The sequence below is a fragment of the Sphingomicrobium lutaoense genome (assembly GCF_014195685.1).
GTDB classification, from domain to species: Bacteria; Pseudomonadota; Alphaproteobacteria; order Sphingomonadales; family Sphingomonadaceae; genus Sphingomicrobium; species Sphingomicrobium lutaoense.
The window spans coordinates 142877-163087 of sequence record NZ_JACICF010000002.1 but is presented as its reverse complement, the minus strand read 5'-3'; the positions used below and the strand labels follow the sequence as shown (position 1 = coordinate 163087).

The 20211-nt window shown below is 63.6% G+C and carries 23 protein-coding genes, 1 pseudogene and 1 riboswitch; of the genes and pseudogenes, 12 read left to right on the top strand and 12 right to left on the bottom strand.

Annotated elements, in window-relative coordinates; translation table 11 throughout:
* The first annotated feature begins 10 nt into the window (after positions 1 to 10).
* Genes FHS50_RS08960 through FHS50_RS08950 form a run of 3 tightly spaced genes read left to right on the top strand, consistent with a single transcriptional unit; the run spans position 11 to position 1946 of the window.
* Positions 11 to 676, top strand: a complete 666-nt coding sequence (locus tag FHS50_RS08960; RefSeq protein WP_183934106.1) for a lysophospholipid acyltransferase family protein — start codon at positions 11 to 13, stop codon at positions 674 to 676.
* Positions 673 to 1407 carry a hypothetical protein gene (locus FHS50_RS08955; RefSeq protein ID WP_183934105.1) on the top strand — a complete coding sequence of 245 codons (735 nt, stop codon included), beginning with the start codon at positions 673 to 675 and terminating at the stop codon, positions 1405 to 1407. The genes FHS50_RS08960 and FHS50_RS08955 overlap by 4 nt, the downstream gene beginning before the upstream one ends.
* Before the next feature lie 2 nt (positions 1408 to 1409).
* On the top strand, positions 1410 to 1946 hold the full coding sequence (locus tag FHS50_RS08950) for a peroxiredoxin (RefSeq protein WP_183934104.1): 537 nt from the start codon (positions 1410 to 1412) through the stop codon (positions 1944 to 1946).
* A gap of 7 nt (positions 1947 to 1953) precedes the next feature.
* Here the strand turns inward: FHS50_RS08950 and FHS50_RS08945 are convergent, their stop codons facing one another.
* Entirely contained in the window at positions 1954 to 2844 is an 891-nt protein-coding gene (locus FHS50_RS08945; RefSeq protein ID WP_183934103.1) for a hypothetical protein, read from the bottom strand.
* A 152-nt stretch (positions 2845 to 2996) separates the two neighbouring features.
* Here FHS50_RS08945 and FHS50_RS08940 point away from each other — a divergent pair, with 152 nt between their 5' ends.
* Genes FHS50_RS08940 through FHS50_RS08925 form a run of 4 tightly spaced genes read left to right on the top strand, consistent with a single transcriptional unit; the run spans position 2997 to position 5792 of the window.
* Entirely contained in the window at positions 2997 to 4424 is a 1428-nt protein-coding gene (locus FHS50_RS08940; RefSeq protein WP_183934102.1) for a S41 family peptidase, read from the top strand.
* Entirely contained in the window at positions 4421 to 5005 is a 585-nt protein-coding gene (locus FHS50_RS08935; RefSeq protein WP_343050671.1) for a hypothetical protein, read from the top strand. Before FHS50_RS08940 ends, FHS50_RS08935 begins: the two co-directional genes overlap by 4 nt.
* A gap of 38 nt (positions 5006 to 5043) precedes the next feature.
* Positions 5044 to 5376, top strand: a complete 333-nt coding sequence (locus FHS50_RS08930; RefSeq protein ID WP_183934101.1) for an Mpo1-like protein — start codon at positions 5044 to 5046, stop codon at positions 5374 to 5376.
* A complete protein-coding gene (locus FHS50_RS08925; protein ID WP_183934100.1) occupies positions 5373 to 5792 on the top strand; it encodes a GFA family protein in 420 nt (139 codons plus the stop codon). The genes FHS50_RS08930 and FHS50_RS08925 overlap by 4 nt, the downstream gene beginning before the upstream one ends.
* 2 nt (positions 5793 to 5794) lie before the next feature.
* Here FHS50_RS08925 and FHS50_RS08920 read toward each other — a convergent pair whose 3' ends face one another.
* Both FHS50_RS08920 and FHS50_RS08915 read right to left on the bottom strand, forming a co-directional pair.
* On the bottom strand, positions 5795 to 6253 hold the full coding sequence (locus tag FHS50_RS08920; RefSeq protein ID WP_183934099.1) for a Rid family hydrolase: 459 nt from the start codon (positions 6251 to 6253) through the stop codon (positions 5795 to 5797).
* Positions 6254 to 6272: 19 nt separating this feature from the next.
* Entirely contained in the window at positions 6273 to 6539 is a 267-nt protein-coding gene (locus tag FHS50_RS08915; protein ID WP_183934098.1) for a hypothetical protein, read from the bottom strand.
* 119 nt (positions 6540 to 6658) lie between these two features.
* On the opposite strand from FHS50_RS08915, the gene FHS50_RS08910 reads away from it, so the two are divergent.
* Both FHS50_RS08910 and FHS50_RS08905 read left to right on the top strand, forming a co-directional pair.
* Positions 6659 to 7852 carry a hypothetical protein gene (locus FHS50_RS08910; protein WP_183934097.1) on the top strand — a complete coding sequence of 398 codons (1194 nt, stop codon included), beginning with the start codon at positions 6659 to 6661 and terminating at the stop codon, positions 7850 to 7852.
* A 138-nt stretch (positions 7853 to 7990) separates the two neighbouring features.
* Positions 7991 to 8524, top strand: coding sequence for a YciE/YciF ferroxidase family protein (locus FHS50_RS08905; protein ID WP_183934096.1), 534 nt, complete (start codon positions 7991 to 7993; stop codon positions 8522 to 8524).
* Positions 8525 to 8574: 50 nt separating this feature from the next.
* Here the strand turns inward: FHS50_RS08905 and FHS50_RS08900 are convergent, their stop codons facing one another.
* The 4 genes from FHS50_RS08900 to FHS50_RS08885 form a co-directional block, all read right to left on the bottom strand.
* On the bottom strand, positions 8575 to 9510 hold the full coding sequence (locus FHS50_RS08900) for a LysR family transcriptional regulator (RefSeq protein ID WP_183934095.1): 936 nt from the start codon (positions 9508 to 9510) through the stop codon (positions 8575 to 8577).
* Positions 9511 to 9867: 357 nt separating this feature from the next.
* Positions 9868 to 10773, bottom strand: a complete 906-nt coding sequence (locus FHS50_RS08895; RefSeq protein WP_183934094.1) for an outer membrane beta-barrel protein — start codon at positions 10771 to 10773, stop codon at positions 9868 to 9870.
* Between the two features lie 83 nt (positions 10774 to 10856).
* Positions 10857 to 11417 carry a hypothetical protein gene (locus FHS50_RS08890; protein WP_183934093.1) on the bottom strand — a complete coding sequence of 187 codons (561 nt, stop codon included), beginning with the start codon at positions 11415 to 11417 and terminating at the stop codon, positions 10857 to 10859.
* A gap of 349 nt (positions 11418 to 11766) precedes the next feature.
* A complete protein-coding gene (locus FHS50_RS08885) occupies positions 11767 to 12165 on the bottom strand; it encodes a PRC-barrel domain-containing protein (protein WP_183934092.1) in 399 nt (132 codons plus the stop codon).
* A gap of 266 nt (positions 12166 to 12431) precedes the next feature.
* Here FHS50_RS08885 and FHS50_RS08880 point away from each other — a divergent pair, with 266 nt between their 5' ends.
* Complete coding sequence (locus tag FHS50_RS08880; protein ID WP_183934091.1) at positions 12432 to 12932, top strand: DUF892 family protein; 501 nt, start codon at positions 12432 to 12434, stop codon at positions 12930 to 12932.
* A 59-nt stretch (positions 12933 to 12991) separates the two neighbouring features.
* On the opposite strand, the gene FHS50_RS08875 is transcribed toward FHS50_RS08880, so the two are convergent.
* From FHS50_RS08875 to FHS50_RS08855, 5 genes are all read right to left on the bottom strand, one after another.
* The gene (locus tag FHS50_RS08875) at positions 12992 to 14068 is read right to left on the bottom strand and encodes an aspartyl protease family protein (RefSeq protein ID WP_183934090.1); all 1077 of its coding nucleotides are present in this window, start codon (positions 14066 to 14068) and stop codon (positions 12992 to 12994) included.
* Between the two features lie 64 nt (positions 14069 to 14132).
* Positions 14133 to 14576 carry a RidA family protein gene (locus FHS50_RS08870; RefSeq protein WP_183934089.1) on the bottom strand — a complete coding sequence of 148 codons (444 nt, stop codon included), beginning with the start codon at positions 14574 to 14576 and terminating at the stop codon, positions 14133 to 14135.
* Positions 14573 to 16468 (bottom strand): phosphomethylpyrimidine synthase ThiC, encoded by a 1896-nt coding sequence (gene thiC, locus FHS50_RS08865; RefSeq protein WP_183934088.1) that lies wholly within the window; start codon positions 16466 to 16468, stop codon positions 14573 to 14575. The genes FHS50_RS08870 and thiC overlap by 4 nt, the downstream gene beginning before the upstream one ends.
* A 13-nt stretch (positions 16469 to 16481) precedes the next feature.
* Positions 16482 to 16886 (bottom strand): hypothetical protein, encoded by a 405-nt coding sequence (locus FHS50_RS08860; protein WP_183934087.1) that lies wholly within the window; start codon positions 16884 to 16886, stop codon positions 16482 to 16484.
* A 53-nt stretch (positions 16887 to 16939) separates the two neighbouring features.
* Positions 16940 to 17048, bottom strand: a riboswitch (TPP riboswitch).
* A gap of 33 nt (positions 17049 to 17081) precedes the next feature.
* Positions 17082 to 17534 carry an EF-hand domain-containing protein gene (locus FHS50_RS08855; protein WP_183934400.1) on the bottom strand — a complete coding sequence of 151 codons (453 nt, stop codon included), beginning with the start codon at positions 17532 to 17534 and terminating at the stop codon, positions 17082 to 17084.
* Positions 17535 to 17682: 148 nt separating this feature from the next.
* On the opposite strand from FHS50_RS08855, the gene FHS50_RS08850 reads away from it, so the two are divergent.
* Complete coding sequence (locus FHS50_RS08850; protein ID WP_183934086.1) at positions 17683 to 19722, top strand: S9 family peptidase; 2040 nt, start codon at positions 17683 to 17685, stop codon at positions 19720 to 19722.
* A 257-nt stretch (positions 19723 to 19979) separates the two neighbouring features.
* Positions 19980 to 20183, top strand: a pseudogene (locus tag FHS50_RS10885) (hypothetical protein); the annotation flags it as partial.
* Positions 20184 to 20211: the final 28 nt, after the last annotated feature.

Sequence of the window (20211 nt, the reverse complement as noted above, 5' to 3'; positions counted from 1 at the left end):
ATGACAAGGCATGGGCGACATTCCGACGCTTGATGCGACCCACCGACCCGGCCTTCTCTCGCGACTGGCACGCGCGGCGGTCGTGGGACTGTTCAGGCTGACGGGCTGGCGCGCCGCGGGCACGCTGCCGCCGGGGGGCAAATATGTGCTGGCGGGCGCTTCGCACACCTCCAACTGGGATTTCGTCGTCTTCCTCGGCACCGTCGACGCGATGGGCATCCGTCCACATTATATGGGCAAGAAAAGCCTGTTCCGCTGGCCGGTGCGCCGCTTCATGCTCGACATGGGGGGTATTCCAGTGGATCGGGGCAAGCGCGCCGACCGCGTCCGGCAGATCGCCGCCGAATTCGCGCGGCATGAGGAATTTGCGCTCGTCATCGCGATCGAGGGCACCCGCTCGGCAACGAGGGATTGGAAAAGCGGCTTCTACCGCATCGCGCTGGAAGCGGGCGTGCCGATCGTCTGCGTCGGCCCCGACTATGAGCATAAGCTCGGCATCATCGGCCCGACCATTCATCCCACCGGCGATTTCGAAAAGGACATGGCGCCCGGTTTCGCTTTCTTCAAATCGCTGATGCCCGCGCATCCCGAAAAGACCATCTTCCCCGATGGCGAAGGCGTGGGCAAAACCCGCATCGATCCCGGCCAATATCCCATTGCGAGTCCCCGTCCATGAAGCATTTCCCGATCATTCTCGCCGCGAGCGCCACGCTCGCCGCCTGCGGCCCGAGCGATCAGGACCGGATCGACCAGCTTGCCCCCGAAGGCTGGCCCGAACAGCTCAATGTCGTCGGCGAAGGCTATCCCGCAAAGGGCGATCCCTGCCGCCAGCTGGGCAATAGCGCCGCGGTCGCCGCTTGGGCGGGCGAGGATGTCGAACTGATCGGCTGCCCCACCACCCGCGATGCCAATCAGCTCAAGGAAGCGCAGATCGTCGGCGAAGTAGGGGGCTACACGATCCTCGCGCTTCGCCGCCCGCAAAAGGAATCCGAAGAGGAGGAGGAAGAGGAATCGCCGCTGCTGCCGGGCATCAACTATCGCGCGGTGAGTCAGATCTATTGCGAAGGGCGGGGCTATGGCAGCTCGGTTCGCTGCACCGCGGGGGTGCGCGAGGACAATGACGTCGAGACCATCGTCGACATCCAGTTTCCCAACGGCAACCGTCGCTCCTTGAGCTTCGAGGGGCTGACGCTCGTCGGCGCCGATGGATCGGAAGCCGACGGTTCGGCCGATTTCGAACTGTCGGTGCGCCGCCAGAACGGCCGCCAATATATCAGCTACGGGCCCGAGCGGTTCATCATCCTCGACGCGATGCTGCGCGGCTCGGCGCCGCGGCCGCCCTCGACCGATCCGCTTGCCCCGCTGGCGTCCCCCGACTATCCCTTGGAGCCGACCGAGGGAGACTGACGATGCGCAAGACCGGGTTGATGGCCCTGTTCGCGGCGCTGATTGCCGCACCCGCGACCGCCGAATTGCCGGTCGGTGCCAAGGCTCCCGATTTCCGCACCATGGGCGCCTTGGGCGGCCAGACCTTCCGGCTCCATCTGTCCGAGCAATTGCGCGAAGGCCCGGTGGTTCTCTATTTCTTCCCCAAGGCCTTCACCAAGGGCTGCACGCTCGAAAGTAAGGCCTTTGCCGACGCCATGCCCAAGTTTCGCAAGGCAGGAGCGCGGGTGATCGGCCTGTCCGCCGACGATCTGCCAACGCTCAAGCGCTTCTCGACCGAAGTCTGTCGTTCGATCGTCCCGATGGCGCGCGCCTTTCCCGCGCTGATCGATGCCTATGATGTCGCGATGCCGGTGGTCGATGCGGTCACCCCGATGACCGATCGCACCAGCTATGTGATCGGGCGGGACGGGACGATCGTGATGGTCCATAGCGACATGGACTATCAGGATCATGTCGCGAAGACCCTCGCCGCGGTCGAGAAGCTGGCGGCGAAATAGGCGCGCGCTACTCCTCGAGTTCCTCGGCGCTGCGGCGCGAAAGCTCGTCCTCCATCTTGGCCTGCACCTCGCTGCGGAAGCTTGCGGCATAGGCCGTATTCTCGGTGCTGTGCATCGCGCGCAGGAAGGCAAAGTCCCAGGCGGTGACCGACTGGACCGCGCCTTGCTCGCTGTCGATCTCGCGGAAGAGATGGAGGATGGTCGGGGCATCGAGATCCTCGGCCGCGCTGCGGCGCATCGGGGCCAATGCGCTCATCAGCACATGGTCGGCCAGCTGATAGGTCGAGATGCCGTCGACCGCCTCGCTATCGACCACTACCACCGAGGCGCGCACGTCGGGACGCGTCGCGACGCGCAGCCGCAAGGGATCCTCGCTGCTTTCATTATAGGTCACGCCGGTAATGATATCGCGCGGCAGGGGATCGAGATTGCGGTCGGCGGGCTGGATGATCTGCCAGCTGACGATCGGCCCCTCGGTGTCGCGCAGGCGGCGGATGTCGGCGGGCTCCCTGCCGAAGAAGATGTCGGGATGGTTCTTGCGCCAATGCTTGAACAGGGGTTCGCGCTCGCTGGCTACGACGAGGAGGAGATTGGCCTTGCAGTCCGGCTTGGCAGCGCCCAGCCCGACCGCTTCGGCAACTGCGCGCATGCGGGTAGTGACCAGCGAAGCGCTTTCCTCGGGCAGCCCGACCACGAAGGGGCAGAGCGGATCGTGGAAACGGGGCACAGTGTCGCGCACGCTTCCGGGCGCCAAGGCGCGGACCATCTCGCGGACCATTTCCGACTGGGTTTCGGGCAGGGTGCCGCGGATGACGATGGCGTCCTGATCGTCCGGACGGGCGGAGGTGGCGGGCTCGGCAGCTTGGCCGGCCAGCAGCAGGCCGGCGAGGGCGATCATCAATTAACCTACTCCAACAATGGAAATTTTTTACTAGCAGCGCGGGGTCAATGCTGGCAGTCTTTTCCGACGATCAATCCCGCCAGGCCGACGAAAGGCCTTGTCTTGACCGGCAAGGGCTGGCGTCGGGCCCCCCACGAAAGGCCCCAGTCATGCGTTTCATCCGTTCCACCTCGATCCTGTGCATCGCGGCGATGCTCGCTTCCTGCGGCGGCAGCAGCGGCACGACGACGCCTCCTCCCATCGGCGGCGGTGGCGGCGGTGGTGGCGGAGGCGGGGACACCTGCGCCCTGTCGGCCCGCCAGGCCTGGGTGCTGGGCGAACTGGAGGAATGGTATCTTTTCCCCGACCTTCTCGACACCAGCGTCAACCCGGCCAACCATGACACGGTGCAAAGCTATATCGACGCGCTCGTCAAACCGGCGCGCGACCAGGGGATCGATCGCGGCTTCACCTACATCACCTCGATCCAAGAAGAGAATGACTTCATCCAGAATGCCACGACGCAGGATTTCGGATGGAGCCCGGTGCTCACCTCGGGTGACCGCCTCTATCTGCGCGAAGTCTATGAGAGAGGTCCGGCCTTCGCGCTCGGCATCGACCGCGGCACCGAGATCGTGCGGATCGGCACCAGCCAGTCCAATCTGCGCACGCCCGCCCAGATCATCGCGCAGGACGGCATCGGCTTTCTCTCCGACCTCGTCTTCCCGACCGTGGACGGCACCACCGTCTATCTGGAGTTCCGCACGGTCTCGAGCAGCAGCACGGTCAGCGCCAGCCTGACTTCGGCCGAATATGAGCTGCAGCCGATTTCGCCGCGCTACGGGGTCGAATTGTTCCCCAACGGCAGCGAGCCGCCGATCGGCTATATCAACCTGCGGACTTTCTTCTCCTCGACCGCCGAGGCCGATCTTGCCGCCGCCTTCAAGCAGTTCAACGACGCCGGCGTGAACAAGCTGGTGATCGACCTTCGCTACAATGGCGGCGGGCTGGTCAGCGTGGCCGAATATTTCGGCGACCTTCTCGGCAAGGGCCGGGTGGGTCAGGTCTTCAGCCGCACCACCTTCCGTTCTTCCAAGTCGGCCAACAACAGCACCGAACTGTTCCAGACCGTTCCCAACGCGGTGAACCCGATGCGCATCGCGTTCGTCACGACCGGCAGCTCGGCCTCTGCAAGCGAACTGCTTGCCAACAGCATGCGCAGCTATCTCAAGACCAACAGCGCGCTCGTCGGGCGCGACACCTTCGGCAAGCCCGTGGGCCAGATCGCGCGCGACCGGTCGGAATGCGACGACCGCCTGCGCGTCCTCGCGTTCAAGACCGAAAGCGCCGATGGCGTCGCCGATTATTATGACGGGCTGGCCAGCGTCTTCACCAACAATTGCGCCGCCAGCGACGACATCTTCACGCCGCTCGGCACGGTGGCCGAAGATTCGATCGGCAAGGCCGACGAATTCGCGCGCACCGGCACGATTGCGGCCTGCACCCCGATGAGCCAGGCCAAGGGCACGCTGTCGACCCGCCAACTGTCGCCGACCAATCCGAACTTCGGTCAGCGCGTCATTCTCGGCATGCTGTGATCGGCAGGGCGATCATTGCGGCGCTGGCGGCCATGACCGCCGCTTGCGCCACCGCGCCGGGCGGGTCCGATCCGCAGGACGCTTTCTTTGCGCGACTGTCGGCCTTGTGCGGGCAGGCTTTTTCGGGCCGCATCGTCAGCGACGATCCCGCCGATGCCGACTGGCGGGGAAAGCCGATGGTCGTCCATGTCCGTGAATGCGATGCGAACCGCATCCGCATGCCGCTCCATGTCGGCGAGGACCGTTCGCGCACCTGGATCGTCACGCGCACGGACGGGGGCCTTCGCCTCAAGCATGACCATCGCCATGAGGACGGCAGCCCCTATGCGGTGACCTTCTATGGCGGCGATACCCGCTCGTCCGGCACCGCCTCGCGGCAGGAATTTCCGGTCGATGCCGAATCGATCGCGATGTTCGAGGAAGAGGGGCTGAGCGCTTCGGTCACCAATGTCTGGGCTATGGAGGTCGAGGGCGACCTGCTCGCCTATGAACTGCGCCGACCGAGCGGGCGCTTCTTTCGCGCCGAGTTCGACCTGTCCAGGCCGGTTCCCGCGCCGCCGCCGCCATGGGGCGCCAACTAGGCTTGCCAGCGCGCGGCGCACGGGTGCAGGATGAGCCCATGTCCGAGCGGATGCAGAGCTTTGCCGAATTCTGGCCCTTCTACCTGCGCGAACATGCGCGGCCCCTGACCCGCGCGCTCCATTATGTGGGCACCACCTTGGTCGTGCTGATCGCGATCTACGCATTGTTCACGGGGCGTTGGCTGGCGCTGCTCCTGATGCCGCTCGCAGGCTATTTCTTTGCCTGGATCGCCCATTTCACGGTCGAGCATAACCGGCCCGCGACCTTCACCTATCCCGGCTGGTCGCTGCTTGCCGATTTTCGCATGTGGGGGCTGTGGCTTACGGGAAGGCTTGGCCCCGAACTCGACAAGGCAGGAGTGGGCAAATGAGCGTGGACCTCAGCGGTGAATGCCTGTGCGGCGCGGTGAAAATTGACCTCACCCTTCCCGACGAAACGGTCGATGCCTGCCATTGCGGAATGTGCGTGCGCTGGGGCGGAGGCGCCTATCTCTCGACCCGAATGGCCGAGGATTTCACGCTGCATGGCGAGGAGAATGTCACGCGCTACCGCTCCTCGACATGGGCCGAGCGGGGCTTTTGCAACCAGTGCGGCACCCATCTCTTCTTTCGCTACCTGCCCGCCGACAAGACCAGCTTCTCGCCCGGCCTTTTCCCCGGGGCGCGCGAATTCACCATGAAGGAAGAAATCTTCATCGACGGCAAGCCCGGCTATTACAGCTTCGCGGGCGAGCGCCCGCGCCTCACCGGCGCCGAGGTGATGGAAAAATATCAGCCCGGCCAATAGGCCTATTCGTCGTCACCGCCCATCCGCCGCGCGGTAATCTTGATTTCCACCAGCCCGCTGTCGGGATAGAGGCGATCGACATCGATCGCGGTCCATGCATGGGTCGCGGCGGGGATATGCCGCTTCTTGGCCTCGGCGACCGCTTCGATCGAGGCGGGCAGGTCGACATGATAGGTGGTGATGTCGACCACATCGTCCCAGGAAAAGCCCGCCCGTTCGAGGACGTCGCCCGCATATTTGAAAGTGTAGCCGAGGCTCTGTTCCAAGGTCACGCCCTCGCTTTCACCCGCGACCACGCCCGAAAGCCACGCGGTGTCGCCGACCACCACGGCCTCGGCAAATCCATATTTCTCGAAAAAGTCGCGCGCATCCTCGTCCTGCGGGATGACGATCTTCTTGTCCTGCGCGTGAAGCGCGGAGGGAAACAGCGCAAGCGCGGCCGCAGCGGCAATCCATTTCATATTGATTCCTTTCACTAACTCAGGAAGCGACCGGCAATCCGGCGTCGCGTCCGCATGAACGGACGATCGCCTTTCCGCGCTCGTCATTGACCGCGCCGAGGATCGTCAGCCCCTCGGCGGCCAGACCATCGACGATGCAATTGCAGGCCTTGGCCGCGACATCGGGGGAGGCGTTGCGCGCCAGGGTGCGCTCGCAGCGCGCCAGTGAACGTTCGCGGTCGTCCGCCGCCGCGCAGCCGGGCAGGATCAGCGCCGCCGGGATCAGTGCCACCCAATATTTCGTCATGTCGTGCCCCCTCGTTCCCCATTTATCCCTCGAATAGCAGAAAAGCGGCAGGCGCGGAACGCTGGCGGCGGTCCGGCGAGGATTGAACCTTTGGCCGCCGCCACGCGTCCTTAAGGGCGATGCCGCATCCCCTTTCCTCCACCAGCGATCCGTCCGTCTTTCGCATCGGCGTGATGACCATGGACGTCGAAGGGCAGGACAGCGAGGCCTTCTCCGCGCTCGTCCGTGACGGCGTCGAACGCTTCAAGCAGACGATTCCCGCCGAGCATCGGCTCGAGACCGAAATCATCGCCTTTAACGGCCCCCATCTCACCCCGGGCGCCGGCTCTTATTCACCGCTCGATTTCTTCCAGATCGCCTTTGCCGAAAAAGCCGAGCGAAATATCCAGTTCCTGCTCGTGGTCACCGAGGTCGATCTTACCGCCTCGACCCGTGCCTATACGCTCGCGCTTCCGAGCCAGCTCACCAATATCGCAATCCTTTCGACCAAGCGGCTCGATCCGGGCTTCTGGGGCGAAGGCAATAACCATGACATCGCCGCTCGCCGCTTGAGCGCGCTTCTTCTCCATAGCTTCGGCAAGCTGGTGAACCTGCCACCCTCTTCAGACCCCGACAATGCGATGCATCCCCTCGAACGGGTCGAGGATCTCGACCGCATGGAGCGGCTCGACGAAAAGCAATGGGCAAGGGTCGACCGCGTCCTCCCGCGCGAAGCGCATGAACGGCGCACCCGGGGCGCGCGTCTGCCCTTCATTCTCTCGACTCTTCTGCGCGATGCGCCCGAAATCGTGCGCGCTCTCATCCGCGCCAATCCCTTCAAGCTGGTGATGAGCCTGCCGACGATGGTCGCGGCGGGACTGTCGGTGATCATCGTCCTTCTCTTCAGTGCCGAGACCTGGGACGTCGCCAGCGCGGTCTCGATCGGCCAGGTCAGCCTGTTCGCGCTCGTCAGCGTGCTTGCCGCCCTGTTCGTCCTCTACCGTGCCTTTGCGCTCGATGCGGTGATGAGCCGCGACCGCTATCTTGCCGAAACCACCGTGGTGACGATCAGCGTGACCTTGCTCAGCCTCGCGATCACGCTTCTCCTCCTGTTCGCGGGCTTCGGCCTCCTCATGTATCTCGGCATCGTCAGCGTCTTTCCCGGAAAGCTCATGGAGACCTGGCCCACGGTCGATCCCGCGGTACGGACGCTCGACCATGTGAAGCTGAGCCTGTTCCTCGCGTCGATGGGCATACTCGCGGGCTCGCTCGGCGGGCGCAGCGACAGCCGCGACCTCGTGCGCGGCGTGCTTTTCATCGACGAGGAAAGCTGACTTCGTCAGCCCGTCGCACCACGCGCACGGCGAGGCGATTTGACCGGAACGAAAGCGATTTTCCACGCGTCGGCATCATGCGTGCGGGCGGCGGACCACACCCGCCCGCGTTCCCCGTTTGTCAAAAAGGAGAGTAAAATGAGTACCCCCAAGAATCTCGAAGACCTTTATGTTTCGGAGCTCAAGGACAATTGGTCGGCCAATGACCAGATGAAGAAGGTCGTCGACGAGCTGGCCCAGAAAGCCGGCTGCAAGAAGCTCAAAAGCCGTCTCGAAAAGGCCTCGGAAGGCATCGGCAAGCATACCGAGACCGTCCAGTCGCTGCTCGATGACATGGGCGTTTCGGAAAAGGAACATTGCAAGGGCATGGAAGGCCTCGTGAAGGAAGCCCGCAAGCATGCCATCGAAGCCGATATCGACGATCCCGACGTTCGCGACGTCGCGATCATCGCCCAATATCAGCGCATGTGCCACTATGGCATCTGCGGCTTCGGCACCGCCAAGGCCTTCGCCGAAGCGCTCGGCAAGAGTGACCATTGCTCGAAGCTCGACAGCATCACGGCCGATATCTACCAGGCCGACGAGAATATGACCGATCTTGCCGAGAAGTCGGTCAATCTGAATGCCAAGAGCCAGCAGAAGAATGAAATGCCCAATATGCAGCCTGCGTAAGGGGTGACCATTCTCCCGCGCCCCGATGCGGGAAGGGAAGGGCGGTCCGGTTAATGCCGGGCCGCCCTTTTCCTTTGGTGCTTGTGCGAGCGCGCGGCAGCGCTCTCGGGCGGAGCGGTCTGGCGCTGGATCTCGTCGACCACCGTGTCGATCACCACGCGCACCGGCGGCTGCTTGCGCGCGCGGTCGGTGGTCACCATCCAGCAGGGCGTCCGCAGGCTCTCGATCGGGGGAAGCAGCCGGACGAGACCCTTAACCGCGTCGCCCATCAGGCAAGGCAGCATCGCCGCGCCCAGCCCCGCGCGCACCGCCGCCAGTTCGCCTGACAGCGTGTTGATGCGATGCGCGATCTTGGGCTCGGGAATATTGTCGGCAATCCAGCGCTCGAAGCGCTCGCGCGGATGGCTCGACACGATCAGCGGGTAGCGCGACAGGTCGGCGGCGCCGGTCGGCCGACCGAGATGCACCACCATGTCGCGCACCGCATAAAGGCATTCCTCCATCTCGACGAGATGGCGCGCGATGAGGCGCGGATCGTCGGGGCGGTCGCCGAAACGGATCGCAACATCGGCTTCGCCACTCGCGATGTCGAGATAGGCATCCGATGTGATGAGATCGACGGCAATGTCGGGATGCTTTTCGCGCAGCCGGGCGAGCGCGGGAATGATCCATGCCGATGCCGCCGATTCCACCGTCGTCAGCCGCACTTCGCCCGCGAGGTGGCGATTGTCGGCGTCGAGCCGGTCCTCGAGCCGCCGGACGCTGTCCTCGACCCGCTCGGCTTCCTCGACCAGCGCTTGCCCACGCGGAGTGAGGCTGTAACCCGACGGCCCTCGGTCGAAAAGCGTCGCGCCTACACGTTCCTCGAAGGCGGTGACGCGGCGCGATACGGTGGCCTGGCTCACCCGCAGCGCGCGCGACGCGGCGAGCGTGCTGCCCGAGCGGGCAACCGCAAGGAAAAAACGTAGATCGTCCCAGTCGAACATCGGCCTTTGTCTCCGGCCGTTAACCCCCTCTCAAATACTGCAAAAGGCGTTGCAATAACAGTGTTCACGCTTGGGCAGCGGGAAGGAGTAGAACAAGGGGCATGAGGAAGGGCCGGTCCCCCAGTCGGCCCGCCTCGATAAAAGGAGAGAGAAGATGAAGACCGAACAGATCCGCTCCGCGCTCGCCGCTTTCGCCGCCACGGGTTCGAGCCTGCTGCTCGTCAGCCTGGCCATGCCGGCCTACGCCATCGCCGCGGCGGTGATTTGAAAAGCGCGAAAGCAGAAAAAAGGCCCGGTGCATGACGATGATGCACCGGGCCTTTTCCTTTGCTGTCGCCGGATCATCCGGCGCGGGCGTTACAGTTCGAACGCCACTCCGGCACTGGCGCGATGTTCGACATAGTCTGCGCTCGGCAGGTTGGAGTTGCGGTCGGTGTAGCGATAGGCGGTCTCGAGCCGCATCTTGTCGCTCAGCGGATAGACGAACGCCGCCTTGCCGCGCAGCCGGTCCTCGGTGCGAATCTCGCCGATCGAGGGCGTGATCGCGTCATAGTCGCGGTCGCGGTAATCGACACCGGCCTGCACATAGGGGCCGCTGCGCTTGCCATTAAGAGACATGCGCGCGTCGGCCCCGATCGAAAAGCCGTCATAGTCGAAGGCCGGATCGAAGGCGTCTTCCTGTTCCCAGCGACCGCTCAGCGAGACATAGCTCGCATTGCCGTCGAAGAATTTGAAAAGGCTGCCGCCCACCTGGTGATTGGTCGCGTCGCGACCGTCGCGTTCGGAAAAGTCCTTGTCCGAATAGGTGTAATAGCCGCGCGCATAGAGCTGGTCGGCGATAAAGCCCGCGACGCTCGGCGTGATGCTATGCACGTCGAACAGCGCATCGCCGTCGAGGCGGTAATGACCGAAGGCATAGCGCGCGCCCAGCTTGGCACCGCCAAGGCGGGTCGCCGCTTCGACATGGGCAACGTGCGACTGCAGGTTGAATTCGTCGAACTCGGCATAGAGCGTCTGGCCGAAATCATAACCCAGTTCGAGTTCGAACGCCTTCTTGTCGATCGCCTGGAATTCGACATCGGCACCCAGCTTGAGGCCAAAATCGTCCTGCGATTCCTCAAGGTCGACTTCCTCGACCACCAGCTGGCTGTCGTAGAAAGCCTCGGCCTCGAGTTCGAACGACCATTTGTCGTTGGCATGCGCTGCGGCTGGCAGCGCCATTGCGGTTCCGGCCATCAGGCAGCCGGTCAGAATCTTCTTCATTGTCAGGTTTCCCCCTCGCTTAATCGATGGGCGCGCCTTGGGACCAAGACGCGCCCATGAAACATTCGGATTTGCGTTGGCGATCAGTCGTCGTCGTGATCGTCCTCGGCGTCTTCCTCGGCTGCCTCTTCAGCAGCTTCCTCGGCAGCTTCCTCAGCGGCTTCTTCGGCCTCTTCAGCAGCTTCCTCGGCGGCTTCGGCCGCTTCCTCGGCTGCTTCTTCGGCAGCTTCGGCGGCGTCTTCCATTTCGTCCTCGAGATCGTCGTCACGGTCTTCTGCCGCGTCCTTGGCATCGTCCTCGAGATCTTCGGCGAGGTCAGTCGCGATGTCGCGCAGTTCCTCGTCAAGCTCGGCCTGTGCTTCGGCCAGCTCGCCGTCGAGTTCGGCCATCGCCTCGGCATAGTCTTCCTGCGCCTTGGCAATGTCTTCGGGCGAAGAATTGGGATTGTTCAGCACGGCTTCGAGCTCGGCAATCGCCTGCACCCGGTCGGCTTCGATGTCCGCGACCTCGGCGTCATATTCGGCCCGTGCCTCGGCAGCGTCGGCGTCATAATCGAACTGCGTGTCTTCCTGCGACCAGAAGGCGGTGGCGGAAGTCGTCGCGAGAGCAATGGCGCTAGCCGTCAGTAGAATACGGGTCTTCATTGTCTCATTCCTTCACTATTTGTTAACCATTTGAAACAGAACGCAAAATTACGCAAACTTCATCGCTGGCAGCCTAGACCATTTGGAACTGAACATCCAATTAACGACAACAATTGTCCACAGAGCGGAAAATTTCATCCTGCGGCAATCCGCCAATATTTCGCGATGACTTGGCGCCTGCAGAACGCTACCCGGTAGATAGCACGAACCCGGTACCTGCCCGCTTGGCGGCGCGTCGATTAATTTCCAGCCGTTGGCCCAGCCCAGCCAGTACATCGGAATGCAAGTGATCAACCCATGAAAAAGGGCGGCGCGAGGGCCGCCCTTCTCGTTGATCCGATCATCTCGATCAGACTGCCGGGAAATAATAGAGCCGAACCCGGCGCTCATAATCCTCGTCCCAATTTTGATCCTTCTGCGACGAGAAGCGCGGGGGTTCGTCCCGTTCAAGATCGTCCTTCGACAGTGTCTTGAGGCGGTAGCCATTGATGTCGGTATCATATTCGAGCGCGTCCCACGGCAGTGGAGTGAAATCCTCGCCCATGCCGAAAAGGCCGCCCGAGCCCATGACGACGTAGCGCACGCGCCCGTCATGCTTGGTCAGCATCACCTTTTTGACGCTACCGAGCTTCTCGCCGTCGCGGTCGTAGACCGTCGTGCCCTCGACCTTGTCGGAAGAGATCAGCATGCTCGTTTCATCCCGCGTAAGCAGGTCATTTCGTTCGCGATCATAAGTGGTGGTGGTCATGTCGTTACTCCTTTCTACTCGGTCCCGGCGGGATGGCCGGGGACATGGAGGAAACGAACAGGCCGGTAGCAAGATGCCCGTTTGGGAGTGGAAGAGCCACGGTTCAGCGAGACGCGGCGGGAAGGCGCCGCACTTGCCTCCCAGCTCCGCTTCACCTCGGTCCTGGTCCATGTTGCGCCGCGCCGTAGGGCGAGCCGCACTTCGGGGAAAATTTCGGGAAAGGATCGGCCCGACAGTTGTTCACTCCATTGGAAAGGACAGATCCGATGGCAATGGTCGATACCACACGCAGCCTGCTGATGATGGCGCTCCAGGACTTGTGCGACGGTGAGCGGCAAATGGCCGAGCGCCTACCCGAGGTGCGCGGCTGGTTGGCAAGTGAGATTATGCAAAGCATCGTCGAGGAAGATGCTCGTCGCAGCGCCGAGCAACGGGACGCTTTCGCCCACTTCATCGAGCAAGTCGACGCAAGCCGAGGCGAGGCGAACAATATCTGGGTGAATGCAATCCTCGAGGATGCCCGCAACGATGCCGAAACGATCGTGCGGGGCCCGCTGCGCGACGTTGCGCTGGCAGGAGCGCTGCGCAAAGCGAAGCAATCCCAACGGGTCAGCTATCAGACTGCCATCGCCCTCGCCCGCAATCTCGAAAAAATGGCGATGGCGGAACGCATGGTCCAAATGGCCCAAGACGCCGAGGAAACCGACGAAAAGCTTGCGCGTGCGATGGAGCGGATGGCGAAGCGCGCGATGGAAAACTGCCCATAGGGCTCCCGACGTCGCTCAAGCAGCGTGTGCGCGCAGAAAAGGGTCCGCGCGCGTGGCCCCTACCGGCAAGCCGCATGGTCATTGGCCTTGATCCGCGAGGACAAACGCGCCGCCGGGCCGAGCACGACGCGCTGGGTGTGGCAGCGGCGCAAGCGGAAGCGGACCTTGCGCGACTTGAAGTCGAGCGAGATGCTGCGGAATTTCTCCAATATATCGGTGCCGAGCAGCAAGGCGGGCTCGTCGGCGAGGCCGAAGGCGGCTAAGGGCTGAACGTCGGCGAAGGCGACGGGAACGTTGCGCAGAGTGATGGGGCCAAGCTCCAACTCTTTCAGGATCGCGATGTCGATATCGGCCGTCTGTCCCGTGACGCCGATGATCTCGGTTTTCTCGATGGTGGCGGTCTGGCGGCGAGTGAATTCACGGCGCAGCGCGCTATTGCCGATCGAAATCTGGCTGCCGGTATCGATGATCGCGTCGAGCTTGACGCCCGAGGCATCGACCTCGGTGAGGATGAGCTGGCCGCGCTGGCGCCGCGCGGTGATGACGATCTCGCCCGGTTCGCTGCGGATCTTCCTGCGCGCATCCTCGACCTTGATGACCTTGTCGTCGAAATCCATCAGCAACCGCTTGCTGGCCAGGGCATCGATGCCGATCATGCCCTCGCCGCCCATGTCGCTTTCCCGAAGCACGGGGAGGACGAGATTTTCCGTGGTTGTCGGACCCAGCCCCAGCGAGGCGACATGAACGCGGTCGACGATGTCGCGCGAATTGATGGTGACCATGGTGGCCGGAGTGGACAAAGGCAGGTTGAGATCGTTGGCGATGCGAAAACCCACCGCGGAGGTATCGGCGCCGCTGTCGACGATGAATTGATAGGGGCCGGTGCCATTGATCTCGACCTCGACGCTGAGGCGGGTCTCGATCTTCTTGGCTTCGACATCCTCGCCGCCGATGGCGAGTTCATTGTCGAACTCGGCCGGAGGAAGCGGGAGGAGGCGTTCGTCGGGATCGTCGGGCGCGGGGCGCGGTTTTGAGGGGCGCTCCTGCTCTTCCTGCGCGGCGGCGGTGGCGGTGAGGGTGAGCGCCCCCGTTGCTGCAAGCAGCAATTTTGCGGATGTCACGATCCGGCGCATCATGCCCGATAGGCTAGGGGACGATCCCGGAGGCAGGGAAGCGAAACTCTACGAAAGGGGGCGGATTTTAGTCCCCCTGCCAGGCCCAGCATTCCATCTCGACCCGCGCGCCCAGCGCCAGCCCGTTCACGCCCATCGCCGAGCGGGCCGGATAGCGGCCTTTCCTGAAATGTTCGGCATAGATGGCGTTGAAGGCCGGCCAATCGCGCATGTCGGCGAGCATCACGGTGCATTTGAACACATCGTCGAAACCGAGGCCGTGCGCCGCCAGCGACTTGCCGATCCGCTTGAACATCTGCCGCGTCTCGGGCTCGATCCCGCCGGGCGCGAGCGTCCGGCCATCGTCGAGCACGCCAATCTCGCCCGAAAGATAGAGCACGCCATCGACCGCCACCGCGCTCGAGAAGGGATAGGGCAGGCTCGAGGGAGTGAAAACGGGCGCATCGCCCGACGCGTCGGTACAGCCCGCGAGAGCGAGCGCCGCGAGCGCGGCGGTGGCGATGCGGATCATTCGACCTCTTCCTCGTCGAGATAGAGCTTGTCGCCCTTGGCCCGGTAGACCGCGCTCATCTTTTCCATGCCTTCCTCGGCACTTTCGACTTGGCTGCCGTCGACCGGCGCATCGGCTTCGGGCTGAAGCGAATTGAGCACGCCCGCTTCCTGCTTCGCGGCAAAATCGCGCACTTCCTGGGTGATCTTCATCGAGCAGAACTTCGGCCCGCACATCGAGCAGAAATGCGCGGTCTTGGCGCCTTCGGCGGGCAGCGTCTGGTCGTGATATTGCTCGGCCGTGTCGGGATCGAGGCTCAGGTTGAACTGGTCGCGCCAGCGGAATTCGAAGCGCGCCTTCGACAGCGCATCGTCGCGCACCTTGGCGGCGGGATGGCCCTTGGCGAGGTCGGCCGCATGGGCAGCCAGCTTGTAGGTCACCACGCCCACCTTCACATCGTCGCGGTCGGGCAGCCCGAGATGTTCCTTGGGCGTGACATAGCAGAGCATCGCGGTGCCATACCAACCGATCTGCGCCGCGCCGATCGCGCTGGTGATATGGTCATAGCCGGGCGCGATGTCGGTGGTGAGCGGCCCGAGCGTATAGAAAGGCGCTTCGTCACAGGCCTCGAGCTGCTTTTCCATATTCTCCTTGATCTTGTGCATCGGCACATGGCCGGGGCCCTCGATCATCACCTGCACATCCTGTTCCCAGGCGCGCTTGGTGAGTTCGCCCAGCGTGTATAGCTCGGCGAACTGGGCTTCGTCATTGGCATCGGCGATGCTGCCGGGCCGCAGGCCATCGCCCAGCGAATAGGCGATGTCATAGGCCTTCATGATTTCGCTGATCTCGTCGAAATGCTCGTAGAGGAAGCTTTCCTTGTGATGGGCAAGGCACCATTTCGCCATGATCGACCCGCCGCGCGAGACGATGCCAGTGACGCGCTTCGCGGTCATCGGGACGTAGGGCAGGCGAACGCCCGCATGGATGGTGAAATAGTCGACGCCCTGCTCGGCCTGCTCGATCAGCGTGTCGCGGAAGATCTCCCAGGTCAGGTCCTCGGCGATCCCGCCGACCTTTTCCAGCGCCTGGTAGATCGGCACGGTGCCGATCGGCACGGGCGAATTGCGGATGATCCATTCGCGCGTGTCATGGATGTTGCGGCCCGTCGAAAGGTCCATCACCGTGTCGGCGCCCCAGCGGGTCGCCCAGACCATCTTGTCGACCTCGGTGGCGACGTCCGATGCCACCGCGCTGTTGCCGATGTTGGCGTTGATCTTGACGAGAAAATTGCGCCCGATCGCCATCGGCTCGGATTCGGGATGATTGACATTGTTGGGAATGATCGCCCGCCCGCGCGCCACTTCGTCGCGGACGAATTCGGGGGTGATGAAATCGGGGATCGACGCACCGAAGCTCTCGCCGTCGCGCGGCAGGCCGAGCGCCTTTTCGCGACCCAGATTCTCGCGGATCGCGACATATTCCATCTCGGGGGTGATGATGCCTTTGCGCGCATAGTGCATCTGGGTGACATTATGGCCGGGCTTGGCGCGCAGCACCCGGCGGCGGACATTGGGGAAGGGATCGACCCCGCCCGAACGGTCGGGGCCGAGCTGGCCATTGTCCTCGGGTTTCACTTCGCGCTGGGTGACTTCCTCGACATCGCCCCGCGAGCGGATCCAGTCGCGGCGAAGTTCGGGCAGGCCCGCCATGATGTCGATCTTGGCATCGGGGTCGGTATAGGGGCCCGACGGATCGTAGACCGGCACCGGCGCTTCGCCGCCTTCGAGGAGGACTTCGCGCATCGCCACGCGCACGCCGTCGCGGCCCTCGACATGGATCTTGCGCGATCCGCGAATGGGGCCGGTGGTCACGCGGGGCTGCGAAGCGATGTTGGGGTCGCGGTCTGCCATGGGAAAATTCTTTCTAGAAGGGGAGAAGGGGGAAAGCGGCGACGATGGCAATGAGGCCAAGCAGCGCCGAAATGATGACCCAGAGCGGGCTCGCCGCACTGAGGAGACGGGTGGCGAAGGCGCTCATCGAGCGGGGGAAGGCAAAAAAGGTGATGCCTTCGATGATCATTCCGTACGCGATGAAGCTGACGATTACCGCACGGGGATCGGCCGACAGGTCGAGTGGATGGGCAAGCGCGATCGCGAACCCGAGCGAAAACACCACCAGCCCGGCGAGGAAGGAGAGGGCATAGCTGTCGTTGAGGCCCTCGACCATCGCCTTCCATTGCCCCGGATTGCGCAGTTCGCCGAGCGACGCGGCAAGCGAATAGAGACCGAACGCCAGAAGCAGCCAACCGGTCAGCTCGAGATCGGGCATGGATAATCGCTCCTACTGTCGCCGGGAGCGGACGGGCGGAAGCGGGCCTTGCCGCAACGCGCATCATCCACTTCCTACGCCGGGGTAAGCCGGATCAGGTTCTGCGGGTCGAACGCTGCCACACGTTCCTCTCAGCCAAGGCCGGCTCCCCGGGGATGGGCTTCTCTTAGGCCTTTCGGGCGCGAAGGTGAAGGCCTATTGGCCCGCGGCTCCCCCGGTCGCGCCCTGCATTTCCTCGGGTGTCACCACCCCGTCCTTGTCGGCATCGATCCGGTCGAAGGTCGCGAGCATCACGGTGCGATGCTCGACCAGCGTCACCTGCCCGTCCTTGTTGAGATCGACGCGCTGCATGAAGTTCGACGGATCGGCGGGCGGCGGCGAGGCCGCGAGTCCGGCAAATTCCTCGGCGGAAAGCTGGCCGTTGCGATCCTTGTCGAGCCGCTGGAAGATCTGGCGGTTGGCGGCCATCACCTGCGCCTGCGTATCCACGGTCATCTTCCGCGCGGCTTCGCCCGAGGTGACCCAGCCATTGCCATCGCTGTCCATCGCCGAGAATTGCGCGTCCATCGTCGCCAGATATTCGGCGCGCGGCACGGGCTGCGAAATCGACTGGGCGGCAAGGGCGATCGTCAGCGCGGTGAGGGGCATGGCGGGTCTCCACGATGGTCAAGCAAACAGGGAGGGCCAAGTCTGGCGAAGCCGCCCGCGAAAGTCGAGCGAAAGGCGCAATTGCCATTGCCGCCGCCATCTGTAGGGTGTGGCGCGAAATCCATTCACCTGATGTCCGGGAGACACCATGACCAAGATGCTGTTCGGCGCCACCGCGCTTTCCGCCTTTCTGATTGCCACGCCCGCGCTCGCGCGCCCGATGACGCCGGAGGACGTCGCGAAGCTGAAAAGCGTGGGCGCGATCGCGGTCTCCCCCGACGGCGCGCGCGTCGCCTACCAGTCAGGCGGCACGCCCGACATCGTCGCCGGCGAGGAAAATGACAGCTACCAGTCGAAGCTGATGATCGCGACCGGCCCGCAACAGGCGACCGAATATCTGCCCTCGACCATCAGCGCCTCGGACATCAAATTCTCGCCCGACGGCCGCTGGGTGAGCTTTTTGCACAAGGCCGAGGATGACGACCATCGCTCGGTCTATGCGCTGCCCGTCTATGGCGGCACTTATCGCAAGATCGCGGCGCTCGGCGATGCCGGCGTGAACAGCCATGCCTGGGCGCCTGACGGGGCGAGCATCTACATGCTCGCCGCCGCCGCCGAGGACGAAGCGCGCGACAAGGAAAAGGACAAGGGTTTCGACGCCATCGTCTATGAGGAAGAGGCGCGCTTCAATCGCCTGTTCCGTGCCGCGATCGGCGACCTCGACGCCGGAAAGGACCCGGCCGAAATCGCGATCCCGGGCTATGTCACCGAATTCAAGGTCTCGCCCGACGGCAGCTATGCGGTGATCGGATCGCAGCCCACTCCGCAGATCGACGACACCTATACCTCCAAGCGCTTCCATGTCCTCGATCTTGCCAGCGGCAATGTACGCGCCGAGGTGAAGACACCGGGCAAGGTCGGCGATGTCGAAATCTCGCCCGACGGGCGCCAGCTCTCGCTGATCGCGGGCGTCGACATGAACGACCCCGCGGATACCACCATCCATCTCGTCGATACCGCGACGGGTGAATTCCGCGCGCTCAATGCCGGCGCCCCCGAGGCCGCGGTCGACGGCGAATGGCTCGACGACGGCCGTCTCGCGGTGATTATCCACAAGGGCGCCCAGAGCGTTCTTCGCTATTATGACGCCGCGGGCAATATGGCGGGCGAAGTCGATCCCGGCGCGCTCATCCTCACCGGCATCGAAGCCGACGGCGGCACGCTCGTCGCACGCGCTTCCTCGCCGAGCCACCCGAGCGAATTGTTCAAGCTCGACGGCGGCAGCTTCACTCGTTGGACCGAAAGCAATGCCTGGCTCAAGGACATCGACTTGGGCAAGCAGGAGACCTTCCGCTACACTGCGCGCGACGGCCAGGAAATCGAGGGCGTGCTGATCCATCCGGTCGGCGGCGTTCCCCAGGGCGGCGCGCCGCTCATCATGGACGTGCATGGCGGTCCCGAAGCGCATGAATCGAATGGCTGGGTGACCAATTATGGCGGGCCGGGCCAGGTCGCGGCGGGCAAGGGCTATGCCGTGTTCCTGCCCAATTATCGCGGCTCGACCGGCTATGGCACCGCTTTCTCCAAGCAGCACCAGGGCCGCTATACCGATCCCGAATTCGCCGATCTGGTCGATGCCAAGCGCGCGCTGGTCGAGCGCGGCATCGCCGATCGCGACCGTGTCGGCATCACCGGCGGTTCCTATGGCGGCTATGCCTCGGCCTGGGCCGCGACCGCGCTGTCGGAGGAATTTGCCGCAGCGGTGATGTTCGTCGGCATCTCGAACCAGATCTCCAAGTTCGGCACCACCGACATCCCCTACGAGATGTACAATGTCCATTCGCGCGCCTGGCCGTGGGACAATTGGCAGAAGATGCTCGAGGTCTCGCCCATCTATCATGTCGACAAGGCCGATACGCCGATCCTCATCCTGCATGGCGAAGAGGACACCCGCGTGAGCCCGAGCCAGAGCTACGAGCTCTACCGTTCGATCAAGGTGCGGACCGACACGCCCGTCCGTCTGGTGCTCTATCCGGGCGAAGGTCATGGCAACCGCAAGGCCGCGGCGCAATATGATTACAATCTGCGGATGATGCGCTGGTTCGACACCTATCTGAAGACCGGCGACCGCGATGCGCCGCTTCCCGATCCGCGGCCCAAGCTGCTGATCGAGGCGGACGCCGAATAGGCATTCGCGAATTTTTTCGATTGACCGGGCGGCCCCTTCGGGGGCCGCCTTATTCTTCCTTCAGTGCCGAATCTAGACGGAAGAAAGTTAACGCAAATCATTGATGGAACAAAGGAAGTGGCGTTTGCATTTTCTTGTCCACTTGCTCGGGTAACCTTTCAATTGAGGAGTTGAGCGTGAACAAGACTATCCTTCCCTCCATCAGCATTCTGGCCATGTCGGTAGCCCTTTAGGGGCCCGCCGCGGCGCAGGACTGTATCGTTTCGCTGGCCACTGACATCATCGCCTGCGGGACGACCGCGACGGTCGGCGCCGCCGCCAACGCGACTGCCGTCGGCCAAGCCGCGACCGCGACCGCCAATGGCGCCACTGCCGTCGGCCAGGGCGCCACCGCCACTGCGGACGGCGCCGTCGCGCTTGGCCAGGGCGCGACCGCGACCGCCAACGGCAGCGTCGCGATCGGCACCGGCTCGGTCGCCGACACCGCCA

Bases quoted from the DNA above. Each gene is read 5' to 3' on its own strand.
- FHS50_RS08905 (WP_183934096.1), top strand. From the start codon at position 7,991: ATGAGTACCCCCAAGAATCTCGAAGACCTTTATGTTTCGGAGCTCAAG.
- FHS50_RS08925 (WP_183934100.1), top strand. From the start codon at position 5,373: ATGAGCGTGGACCTCAGCGGTGAATGCCTGTGCGGCGCGGTGAAAATT.
- FHS50_RS08880 (WP_183934091.1), top strand. From the start codon at position 12,432: ATGGCAATGGTCGATACCACACGCAGCCTGCTGATGATGGCGCTCCAG.
- FHS50_RS08860 (WP_183934087.1), bottom strand. From the start codon at position 16,886: ATGCCCGATCTCGAGCTGACCGGTTGGCTGCTTCTGGCGTTCGGTCTC.
- FHS50_RS08955 (WP_183934105.1), top strand. From the start codon at position 673: ATGAAGCATTTCCCGATCATTCTCGCCGCGAGCGCCACGCTCGCCGCC.
- FHS50_RS08950 (WP_183934104.1), top strand. From the start codon at position 1,410: ATGCGCAAGACCGGGTTGATGGCCCTGTTCGCGGCGCTGATTGCCGCA.
- FHS50_RS08890 (WP_183934093.1), bottom strand. From the start codon at position 11,417: ATGAAGACCCGTATTCTACTGACGGCTAGCGCCATTGCTCTCGCGACG.
- FHS50_RS08885 (WP_183934092.1), bottom strand. From the start codon at position 12,165: ATGACCACCACCACTTATGATCGCGAACGAAATGACCTGCTTACGCGG.
- FHS50_RS08940 (WP_183934102.1), top strand. From the start codon at position 2,997: ATGCGTTTCATCCGTTCCACCTCGATCCTGTGCATCGCGGCGATGCTC.
- FHS50_RS08870 (WP_183934089.1), bottom strand. From the start codon at position 14,576: ATGATCCGCATCGCCACCGCCGCGCTCGCGGCGCTCGCTCTCGCGGGC.
- FHS50_RS08915 (WP_183934098.1), bottom strand. From the start codon at position 6,539: ATGACGAAATATTGGGTGGCACTGATCCCGGCGGCGCTGATCCTGCCC.
- FHS50_RS08920 (WP_183934099.1), bottom strand. From the start codon at position 6,253: ATGAAATGGATTGCCGCTGCGGCCGCGCTTGCGCTGTTTCCCTCCGCG.
- FHS50_RS08945 (WP_183934103.1), bottom strand. From the start codon at position 2,844: ATGATCGCCCTCGCCGGCCTGCTGCTGGCCGGCCAAGCTGCCGAGCCC.
- FHS50_RS08855 (WP_183934400.1), bottom strand. From the start codon at position 17,534: ATGCCCCTCACCGCGCTGACGATCGCCCTTGCCGCCCAGTCGATTTCG.
- FHS50_RS08895 (WP_183934094.1), bottom strand. From the start codon at position 10,773: ATGAAGAAGATTCTGACCGGCTGCCTGATGGCCGGAACCGCAATGGCG.
- FHS50_RS08910 (WP_183934097.1), top strand. From the start codon at position 6,659: ATGCCGCATCCCCTTTCCTCCACCAGCGATCCGTCCGTCTTTCGCATC.
- FHS50_RS08900 (WP_183934095.1), bottom strand. From the start codon at position 9,510: ATGTTCGACTGGGACGATCTACGTTTTTTCCTTGCGGTTGCCCGCTCG.
- FHS50_RS08850 (WP_183934086.1), top strand. From the start codon at position 17,683: ATGACCAAGATGCTGTTCGGCGCCACCGCGCTTTCCGCCTTTCTGATT.
- thiC (WP_183934088.1), bottom strand. From the start codon at position 16,468: ATGGCAGACCGCGACCCCAACATCGCTTCGCAGCCCCGCGTGACCACC.
- FHS50_RS08960 (WP_183934106.1), top strand. From the start codon at position 11: ATGGGCGACATTCCGACGCTTGATGCGACCCACCGACCCGGCCTTCTC.
- FHS50_RS08930 (WP_183934101.1), top strand. From the start codon at position 5,044: ATGTCCGAGCGGATGCAGAGCTTTGCCGAATTCTGGCCCTTCTACCTG.
- FHS50_RS08875 (WP_183934090.1), bottom strand. From the start codon at position 14,068: ATGATGCGCCGGATCGTGACATCCGCAAAATTGCTGCTTGCAGCAACG.